Genomic DNA, 9,399 nt, shown 5'->3' with positions numbered 1-9,399 from the left:
GACAGCCATCATCACTTTCGCTGCCATCCCAATCTACTGAAGCCAGGCCCCCAGCAAATCGCGGCATCCGGCCCGGAACAGGTCTGGGTGGCGGATATTACTTATCTATCCAGCAAACGGGATGATCCGGTCTACCTGAGTTTGGTGACGGATGACTTCTCGAGGAAGATTGTCGGTTATCACGTGCATGGCAGCCTCCATGCCGACTCTGTGGCCCAAGCTTTGCGCATGGCTCTGAAAACACGCCGAACACGCCAGCAACTGGTTCATCACTCGGATCGAGGTGTGCAGTACTGCTCAGCCCTTTATCAAAAGCTCCATGCCAAGCATGGCATTACGTGCTCGATGACTGATGGCTACGATTGCTATCAAAACGCCAAGGCAGAGCGGGTCAACGGCATCTTGAAAACCGAACTTTTGCTCCACCGGCCGACAGACCTGGCACAAGCGGAGCGGATGGTGCGGGAGGCAATCTTGATCTACAACCAGGAACGCCCGCACCTATCCTTGAAATACAAAACGCCCGATGCGGTGCATCGGGCGTTAGGGTGAAACAGGTGTAAACCTATTTCAGGACTAGACAGCAGGCACAAAAAAGCCCGACGCAATGGTCGGGCTTTTTCTTTCCGCGAAAAGCAGTGCTTATTTTGCACGGCCTTTGTAGGAACCGCCTTCGCGGGTATCGATTTCGATCATGTCGCCGATTTCGATGAAGTCAGCAACCGACAGCTCGGTACCGTTCTTCAGTTTGGCAGGCTTCATCACCTTGCCGGAAGTGTCACCGCGAGCGGAACCTTCGGTGTAGTCAACCTGACGCACGATGGTGGTCGGCAGTTCTACAGAAACCAGACGCTCTTCGAAGAACACGGCTTCGCAAACGTCGGTCATGCCTTCTTCAACGAAAGGCAGAACGCTTTCGATGTCTTCGGCGTTCAGCTCGTACATGGTGTAGTCAGTGGTGTCCATGAACGTGTAGGTGTCGCCGCTGATGAAGGACAGGGTCGCTTCTTTGCGGTCGAGGATCACGTCGTCCAGCTTGTCGTCCGCACCGTAAACGGTTTCGGTCTTGTAACCGGTCAGCAGGTTCTTCAGCTTGGTCTTCATGATCGCGCTGTTACGGCCCGACTTGGTGAATTCAGCTTTCTGAACCAGCCAAGGATCGTTGTCGATACGGATCACGGTACCGGGTTTGAGTTCTTTACCAGTTTTCATTGCGAATATCCGAATTTGGATGGGATTTACAAAAATCTAGGCCGCGTATCATATCCAATTTAGGTAAAACTGTACCAGCGCCGTGGCAAGATCCGCCTGCAAGCCTTGTTCCAGACACCACGCCTCGGCGTTTTCCTGCAGTTCTGGCCAGAATTTACGGGCCTGGAGCCAGTGCTCGCCGATCGGCTGCCCGGCACTCCAGGCCCGCCACAGACCGCTCATCGCCTCGGCTGCGGCCGGCGAAAGCCCCTTCGTATACAACGCAAGGAACGCATCGAGCTTGTCGAGGTGGATGTCTTCGTCCTGCTGATAGATGTGCCAGAGCATCGGTCGCCCGGCCCACTGCGCCCGGACGAACGAGTCTTCACCGCGCACCGCGTTGAAATCGCAGCACCACAGCAACTGATCATATTGATCCTGACGAACGAACGGCAGCACCTGTACCGTCAGCGCCTGACGCACGTTCAGGTCACCAACGGCCAGAGAGTCGACCCCGAGCCAGTGCGCAACGTCACCGAGAATCCGCCCTTCCGGCACCAGCAGATGGGTCGGCGTGCTGTCGGCCGCCAGCACATCCAGCCAACTGGCCAGCCCGGCATTTTCGTAGGCAAACAACGAGATCAGCTGTGCGTCCGCTGCACGATCCACGCCCAGGCCTTGCAGGAATTGTCGCTGCGCAGCCGCGTCCTGCTGAAATTGCCGACGCCGCTCAAGCAGACTACTTTCACGTAGCAAGCCGCCCGTCCCCGGCTGAAATCCGGGAAAGAAAAAGAATTTCTGCACCGACTTGTACTTCACCGACGGCAAACCGTGACAACCGGTGACCCAGTCTTCGGCGCTGAGGTAATCGAGGTTCATCCACAGCGGTGGCTGTTGCCGCTCGGCCATGGCGTCCATGTACGCCGGTGGCAACTGGCAGGCAAATGCGGCGATCACCACATCGGCGGCTTCCGTTCGCGGCCAGTCGCTCGGCCAGTGCCGCACCTCGACGCCCTGCTGCGATTGCTGCGCCAGGTGGATATCGATCTCGGGGCAGATACGTTCGAAGGCACGCAGGTCATCGACCCACAAGCGCACCGCCAGTCCATGTTCGGCCACCAGTTGCCGGGCCAGACGCCAGGTCACGCCGATGTCGCCATAGTTGTCGACCACGGTGCAAAAAATATCCCAGCGGGTTTTCGGTACCGGCATGCAAGACTCCCGTTGGCAAAAGCGCTGATTGTCCGCATAAATGACCTCGCGCAGAAGAGCCGACGGCGATTAATCTTCGTGCGACAATCGCCACTTGCCCGCAATCATCCGCCAGGAGGCAGCCATGCCCTATCGCCCCAACCCGCGTCGTCCCTTGCCCGTTCAGCTTAGCGCGCTGCAACTGACCGGCAGTATTGCCCTGGGCATGTGGCTGGGCTTTCTGGCCATCGCCCTGACCTGCTGGCTGATTTCGCGGTTTTTGTTGACCGAGCAACTGGCGCCGGTTGCCCAGGCCGTGCAGCAACTGGCCAAGCCGCCAGCGGCGGTCCAGGTCCAACCGGACATTCCGCCACAGAGCCCACTGTTCGACCAATATGAGGAAAACCTGCGCAAGAACGAGCAGCAGAATCGCCTCGATCAGGCTCGCAGCAGCACGCGCAATCAGTCGAACCCCAAGTGCCAGTTCTGGCTGCAACAGGACCAGACCGCGCCGAGCGAAAAAAGCCGCGCCAACGTTTTGCAATTCTGCGATTGATCATGAACAAGCACACCGTCCACCAACTGATCCTCGACAAACTGCGCGTCGACCTCGACATCGCCGAGCGCGCCGCGCAGACCGCTTATGAAACCGCGACCCACGAAGAGAACATCGCCGAGAACAAGTACGACACGCTCGGACTTGAGGCTTCCTATCTGGCGGCGGGTCAGGCGAAACGGGTCGAGGAAATCCGTCAGTCACTGGCGCTGTGCCAGAACCTGACGCTGCGCGCCTACGACGAAAATCGCGGCATCGAGATCGGCGCCCTGCTCGGTCTGGAAGACGAAAAGGGTCGCGAACAATGGCTGTTTCTGGCCCCGGATGCGGCTGGCCTGAAAGTCGATGTGGTGGGTCAGCCGATTACCGTCATCACCCCGCGCTCACCGTTGGGCAAAAGCCTGCTGGGCAAGGTCGAAGGTGATGAGGTGGAGATTCTGGTAGCAGGCACCCGGCAACAGTTCGCTGTCACCGAGGTGCTTTGAGACAGGGTCTTAGTGGACCGGCAGTTCGACGCCGTCGAACAGCTCTTCCAGTTCCTGCTTGTTGTGGCACTGGATGGCTTTGGCCATCACTTCGCGGGTCAGGTGCGGGGCGAACTTCTCGATGAAGTCGCACATGAAACCACGCAGGAAGGTACCGCGACGGAAACCGATCTTGGTGATGCTCGACTCGAACAGTTCGCTGGCATCCAGCACCACCAGGTCGTTATCAAGTTTGGTGTCGACCGCCATCTTGGCGACAATACCCACACCCAGGCCCAGACGCACGTAGGTTTTGATCACGTCGGCGTCGGCCGCGGTGAACACCACTTTCGGCGTCAGGCCACGATGGCTGAAGGCTTCGTCGAGTTTCGAACGGCCGGTGAAACCGAACACGTAAGTCACGATCGGGTATTCGGCCAGCGCTTCGAGAGTCAGTTTCGGCAGCTTGGTCAGCGGGTGGCCCTGCGGCACGACCACGCAACGGTTCCAGCGATAGCACGGCATCATCACCAGATCGCCGAACAGTTCCAGTGCTTCGGTGGCGATGGCGAAATCGACGGTGCCGTCAGCGGCCATCTCGGCGATCTGCATCGGCGAACCCTGGTGCATGTGCAGCGCCACGTCCGGGTATTGCTTGATGAAATTGCTGATCACCGGCGGCAATGCATAACGCGCCTGGGTGTGGGTGGTAGCGATCGACAGGGTGCCTTTCTTCTCGTTGGAGAATTCCTGGGCAATCTGCTTGATGCTTTCAACCTTGCGCAGGATTTCGCCGGCGGTGGTGATGATGCGCTCGCCGGCCGGGGTGACGCGGGTCAGGTGCTTGCCGCTGCGGGCAAACACTTCAACGCCAAGTTCGTCTTCCAGCAGGCGGATCTGTTTACTGATACCCGGTTGCGAGGTGTAAAGGCTTTGGGCGGTAGCGGAAACGTTGAGGTCGTGGTGCGCCACTTCCCAGATGTAGCGCAATTGTTGAAGCTTCATATGTATCCCTCAAAGCAGGTAGACGCCACGGGCATCAGCGACGGTATATAACTATATTAATGGTTTGACGAATAAATCTAGAACTTTTTTATCAAAACGCCATTATTCCCGCTTCAGCGATCCTCCCGGCGCCGACGCTCCACCAACGGCACCAGATAAACCGGCACCTTGGCCAATTGCAGGACCCGGGTCGCCGTGCGCCCCAAAGGCGTTTCCGCCCCTACGCCGTGGCTGTGAGTGCCTACGATCAGCAAATCCACAGAGAGTTTCTGCACCTGGTCGAGAATCACCTGCGCCGGATCGCCCTGCACTACCCGAACCGCGCGAATCCGCTGCAGATCCTGCTCACCCTCATCGCCGAGTTCTTCACGAAAACTGTCCAGCACCCGCTGCTCGATATTGGCGATGACAGTTTTCAGACCCTGACTGTGAAATTCGTTCAATGCCTGTTCGTCGAGATAACTCTGCAACACCGATTCGGCAAACAGCCCCATGGGTTCCACTGCATGCACCACATACAAGTCGGCATTGAATGTCCGCGCCAGCGCCAAGGCATGCTGCATCACTAAAGGTGCGTACAGACCGAGGTCAGTGGCATACAGCATCGAACGAATCATATGACCTCCTCGCGTGCCAACTATGGCGGAGATTTGATTCAGCTTAGCAGTGCCTTGGCGAGTACGACGTGCGACGCAACGTCTTGAAGCACTGGGGCTTTAGATCGACGGCTCGTTGCTGATGCCATGCGGTACGTGGCCAGTAGCGACCACTTCGCGGGCGGCCTCGCAGTGGCCAGTCTGATCGTCGAAAAACACATCGGCAGCGAAGGCTTCGAGAAACGCCGATTTGGTCAGCCCGCCGAGAAACAGCGACTCGTCGAGGCGGATATCCCATTCGCGCAAGGTACGAATCACCCGCTCATGGGCCGGTGCCGAACGCGCGGTGACCAGCGCCGTGCGGATCGGGCAGTCGTCCTCGGGGAACTCGCGCTGCAGCGCATTGAGGGCCGCCAGAAAACCTTTGAACGGCCCGCCGCGCAAGGGCTCGCGTGCCGACTCACGTTCCTTGGCCTGGAACGCCTCCAGCCCGCCGGACTGATAAATGCGCTCGGACTCATCGGAAAACAGCACCGCGTCGCCGTCGAAGGCGATGCGCAATTCGTCACTGGCGGCGCGACTGGCGCCACCGGACAGGATCGTCGCAGCGGCAAATCCGGCGTCCAGCGCGGCGCGTACATCCTCGGCGTGCGTGGACAGGAACAGGTCACAGCCAAAGGCTTTGAGGTACGGATAGGGACTGCGCCCGCCGACGAAGGCCGCCCGGGAAATGTCCAGCCCATAATGATGGATTGAATTGAAGGCGCGCAGGCCGGTGTCGGCGCTGTTGCGCGAAACCAGAATCACCTCGACCCGGGCGCGGTCGAGGCGACTGTTGAGGCTCAGGAGTTTTTCCACCAGCGGGAACGCATCGCCGGGCGCGAGAATCTCGTCTTCGTGTTCGATCTGGTATTGCCGATAGGCCTCGACGCCGCTCGCCAGATAGACCTTGTGACTCTCGCTCAGGTCGAACAGGGCGCGAGACGAAATCGCCAGCACCAGTTTGTCATCGATGTTCTTGGCCATGCCTTCCCCACTCCCCCAGAAAACCGACTCAAGCGTTGCGTCGGTCGATGAAACTCAATGTGCGGTACAGCGCTTCGATCCGTGGCAAGTCACATCCCGCCGCTTGGGCCGCTGCCAGTGGCCGGGCATAAATAGCCTCCAGCTCCAGCGGCCGCTTGTGCAGGAAATCGTGGTACATGCTCGGCCAATAGTCGGGCATTTTCTTGGTCATCATGAACAGGTACTCGGCGTAACCGGGCGGTATGTCGTGACCACAGGCCTTGGCGCCCTGCACCACTTCGGCCATCAACGCCTGGATCAGCGCGCGACTGTCAGCGTCAGCCATCAGCGGCGTAGTGCCGGCACCGAGCAACACCGAGAGCCCGTTGTAGGGAATATTCCACACCAGTTTCTGCCAGCGTGCCTGTTGCAGATTGGGCATCGCCTGCGAATCGATACCGGCGGCGCGGAACAGACCGGCGCCCTCCTCGACCAGCGCCGTGCGCGCCGCTTCATCCGCCACCGGGCCACTGTGATAGCCGACATTCACCGCACCCAAGGCCTGATGGGTGATGTGCCCGGGACCTTCGCGATGCACGCAGATCAGGCACAGACCGCCGAGCAGATGCAGGGAAGCGGGCAGCAAATCGCGCAGGCTGTTTTCGACGTCCAGACCGTTTTGCAGCACCAGCACTTTCGCGCCGGGCCTGGCCGCGGCAATGATCGCCGGGGCCAGACCGGCGCTGCTGGTGGTCTTGGCGCCGACCAGCAACCAGTCGCAAGCCGGCATGTCCTCGGCCTTCGCATAGGCCTGCACCGGGTTCAGCGTCAGGGTGCCATGCACGGCACTGTCCACCTGCAAACCACGTTCGACCACCGCCGAGAATTCACTGCGCAGTAAAAAGTGCACATCGAAACCGGCCCGCGCCAGCATCAGACCGTAAAACCCGCCAATGGCCCCGGTGCCGATAATCCCGATCACCGGTTTGCTGTCTGCTCCCACCATCTATGGCAACTCCTCTGCAGTTCGACCCAGTGCCTGCGCCACTGCCGCGTTCAGCGCAGCGGCGGTCAGGCGCGTGTGCAATGCCCCAAAGAACTCGCCGTCGCGCACCACAAACAGCGCCGGCAAATGAAAGACCTGATAACGCTCCACCAACCCGCCATTGTTGCCGGCATCGATCCAGCACAGGCGATCCATCGCCAGCTCGAACCCGGGCAACACCTCTCTGGCATAGCGGCAGCTGGAACAGCCGACACTGGTGAAAATCACCAGCGAAACGCCGCTCATCGCCAGCAGCCGCTGGTCGGCGTCGAAATCGGTCAGCTCGGATTCGACCACTATACTGGGGGAAACAATGTCAAATGGCCGACACAGGGAGTCTGTGCTCATGGGACGTTTCATTCCTCATCCGGACGAAGTGCCGGTTGAATTAACCTTGCTCAAGCCCGAGTGTATTTCCAGGCAACAGCTGCACACTATCAGCCTCGGCGGGATCGCTTGCAATTATCACCGCGCCTGGCGCCACGGCACGGCGCTGCAAGTGCGCATGCCGACATCTGTTATCCGGGCTATGTCGCATGGTGTCTGCGGCGCAAAAAGGGCTATCTGGTGGGCATCGCGTTCACCGATGAGCAGACGCTATTCAGCGCCCGGATGGGCGAACAGGTGTGCCAGATCGAACGTTATTGCCGCATGAACGAGGCCCACGACGACCTGCAGGATATTCAGGCGCTGGCCCTGCAATGGGTCGAACAACACGCCGACGAGTTCTCCCACGATAGCGTGCGCAAGGCTTTTGCCCAGCCAGTGCTGGATTAAAGCGGCGTTTGCCCATTGTCGAGCCGCGCCTGACGCGCTAAGGTTCGGCTCCCCGACGCGCTTAAATCTGCTGTGCTCCGCCGCGCGGGGATCGCTGGCGGCCGGCACCCGTGACCTGACGAGTAAACGATGGCTGATTTACCGATCAACGACCTAAACGTCGCCTCTAACGAGACCCTGATCACTCCCGATCAGCTCAAGCGTGATATCCCTCTGAGCGACGCTGCCCTGCGCACCGTCACCAAGGGCCGCGAAGTCATTCGCAACATTCTTGATGGCACCGACCACCGTCTGTTCGTAGTGATCGGCCCGTGCTCGATCCACGATATCAAGGCTGCCCACGAATACGCCGATCGCCTCAAGGTGCTGGCGGCGGAAGTCTCCGACACCCTGTATCTGGTCATGCGCGTGTATTTCGAGAAGCCACGGACCACCGTCGGCTGGAAAGGCCTGATCAACGATCCGTACCTGGATGACTCGTTCAAGATTCAGGACGGTCTGCACATTGGCCGCCAGTTGCTGCTGGACCTGGCCGAGAAAGGCCTGCCGACCGCCACCGAAGCGCTCGACCCGATCTCCCCGCAGTACCTGCAGGATCTGATCAGCTGGTCGGCCATCGGCGCGCGTACCACCGAATCCCAGACCCACCGTGAAATGGCTTCCGGCCTGTCCTCGGCCGTCGGCTTCAAGAACGGCACCGACGGCGGCCTGACCGTGGCGATCAACGCCCTGCAGTCGGTGTCCAGCCCGCACCGTTTCCTCGGTATCAACCAGGAAGGTGGCGTGTCGATCGTCACCACCAAGGGCAACGCCTACGGTCACGTGGTGCTGCGTGGCGGCAACGGCAAGCCGAACTACGATTCGGTCAGCGTCGCCCTGTGCGAGCAGGCGCTGAACAAGGCGAAGATCAAACCGAACATCATGGTCGATTGCAGTCACGCCAACTCCAACAAGGATCCGGCCCTGCAACCGCTGGTGATGGAGAACGTCGCCAACCAGATCCTCGAAGGCAACCAGTCGATCATCGGCCTGATGGTCGAAAGTCATCTGAACTGGGGCTGCCAGGCCATCCCGAAAGACCTCGCCGACCTGCAATACGGCGTGTCGATCACCGATGCCTGCATCGACTGGTCCGCCACCGAGAACACCCTGCGCAGCATGCACGCCAAGCTCAAGGATGTTCTGCCGAAACGTCAGCGCAGCTGATCTGCGTTTCACGGGCATAAAAAAACGCCGGGCATTGCCCGGCGTTTTTGTGTGTGCGATTCAGATCTTGGCGGCGCGGCGCTGATGACGTTCCATGTAGCGCTCGACGTAGGAGCACGACGGGATCACCGTGTAGCCCATTTCTTCGGCGTACTGCAGCGCGCTTTCGGTCAGCGCGGCGGCAATGCCGCGACCGCGCAGGGCGTTGGGCACGAAGGTGCGATAGATATCCAGGGTCTGTTTCCCCAGATCCATATAGGTCAGGTAGGCACGATGACCGTCCACATTGGTCTCGAACTGATGACCAGCCTGGTCATGGTGGATGGACAACGCCTCGCTCATCACTACTCCTCGCGGGTCTTG

The 9,399-nt window shown here is 59.7% G+C and carries 11 protein-coding genes and 2 pseudogenes; 5 read left to right on the top strand and 8 right to left on the bottom strand.

Annotation, left to right across the window (positions count from 1 at the left end):
- Positions 1–580: pseudogene (locus tag ACU680_RS04205) on the top strand (IS3 family transposase); the annotation flags it as partial.
- Between the two features lie 62 nt (positions 581–642).
- Here ACU680_RS04205 and ACU680_RS04200 read toward each other — a convergent pair.
- Together ACU680_RS04200 and earP are read right to left on the bottom strand one after the other, a co-directional pair.
- Positions 643–1,212: an elongation factor P gene (locus ACU680_RS04200; protein WP_003226785.1), complete on the bottom strand. Its 570-nt coding sequence runs from the start codon at positions 1,210–1,212 to the stop codon at positions 643–645.
- Between the two features lie 48 nt (positions 1,213–1,260).
- The gene (gene earP / locus ACU680_RS04195; RefSeq protein WP_448178706.1) at positions 1,261–2,403 is read right to left on the bottom strand and encodes an elongation factor P maturation arginine rhamnosyltransferase EarP; all 1,143 of its coding nucleotides are present in this window, start codon (positions 2,401–2,403) and stop codon (positions 1,261–1,263) included.
- A 124-nt stretch (positions 2,404–2,527) separates the two neighbouring features.
- Between earP and ACU680_RS04190 the strand changes: the two genes are divergently transcribed.
- Together ACU680_RS04190 and ACU680_RS04185 are read left to right on the top strand one after the other, a co-directional pair.
- Positions 2,528–2,938 (top strand): hypothetical protein, encoded by a 411-nt coding sequence (locus ACU680_RS04190; RefSeq protein ID WP_448178705.1) that lies wholly within the window; start codon positions 2,528–2,530, stop codon positions 2,936–2,938.
- Positions 2,939–2,940: 2 nt separating this feature from the next.
- Positions 2,941–3,423, top strand: coding sequence for a GreA/GreB family elongation factor (locus ACU680_RS04185; RefSeq protein WP_448178704.1), 483 nt, complete (start codon positions 2,941–2,943; stop codon positions 3,421–3,423).
- A 9-nt stretch (positions 3,424–3,432) separates the two neighbouring features.
- Here the strand turns inward: ACU680_RS04185 and cysB are convergent, their stop codons facing one another.
- The 5 genes from cysB to ACU680_RS04160 form a co-directional block, all read right to left on the bottom strand.
- Complete coding sequence (gene cysB / locus ACU680_RS04180; protein WP_007908591.1) at positions 3,433–4,407, bottom strand: HTH-type transcriptional regulator CysB; 975 nt, start codon at positions 4,405–4,407, stop codon at positions 3,433–3,435.
- A gap of 113 nt (positions 4,408–4,520) precedes the next feature.
- Positions 4,521–5,024, bottom strand: coding sequence for a universal stress protein (locus tag ACU680_RS04175; protein WP_007964801.1), 504 nt, complete (start codon positions 5,022–5,024; stop codon positions 4,521–4,523).
- Between the two features lie 99 nt (positions 5,025–5,123).
- Positions 5,124–6,029 carry a 5'-nucleotidase gene (locus tag ACU680_RS04170; protein WP_367085279.1) on the bottom strand — a complete coding sequence of 302 codons (906 nt, stop codon included), beginning with the start codon at positions 6,027–6,029 and terminating at the stop codon, positions 5,124–5,126.
- A gap of 28 nt (positions 6,030–6,057) precedes the next feature.
- Positions 6,058–7,014, bottom strand: coding sequence for a putative 2-dehydropantoate 2-reductase (locus ACU680_RS04165; protein ID WP_448178703.1), 957 nt, complete (start codon positions 7,012–7,014; stop codon positions 6,058–6,060).
- Complete coding sequence (locus ACU680_RS04160; RefSeq protein ID WP_448178702.1) at positions 7,015–7,401, bottom strand: thioredoxin family protein; 387 nt, start codon at positions 7,399–7,401, stop codon at positions 7,015–7,017. It lies immediately after the preceding gene.
- Here ACU680_RS04160 and ACU680_RS04155 point away from each other — a divergent pair.
- Positions 7,400–7,830, top strand: a pseudogene (locus ACU680_RS04155) (PilZ domain-containing protein). The gene ACU680_RS04160 and the pseudogene ACU680_RS04155 overlap by 2 nt on opposite strands.
- 129 nt (positions 7,831–7,959) lie before the next feature.
- Entirely contained in the window at positions 7,960–9,036 is a 1,077-nt protein-coding gene (locus ACU680_RS04150; RefSeq protein WP_007908583.1) for a 3-deoxy-7-phosphoheptulonate synthase, read from the top strand.
- 60 nt (positions 9,037–9,096) lie between these two features.
- Here ACU680_RS04150 and ACU680_RS04145 read toward each other — a convergent pair whose 3' ends face one another.
- Positions 9,097–9,378: a GNAT family N-acetyltransferase gene (locus ACU680_RS04145; protein WP_003226804.1), complete on the bottom strand. Its 282-nt coding sequence runs from the start codon at positions 9,376–9,378 to the stop codon at positions 9,097–9,099.
- Between the last annotated feature and the right edge of the window lie 21 nt (positions 9,379–9,399).

Source organism: Pseudomonas sp. LF020 (assembly GCF_053456425.1).
Note: the sequence above shows the minus strand (reverse complement) of the source record. Positions and strands in the feature narration are given on the sequence as shown.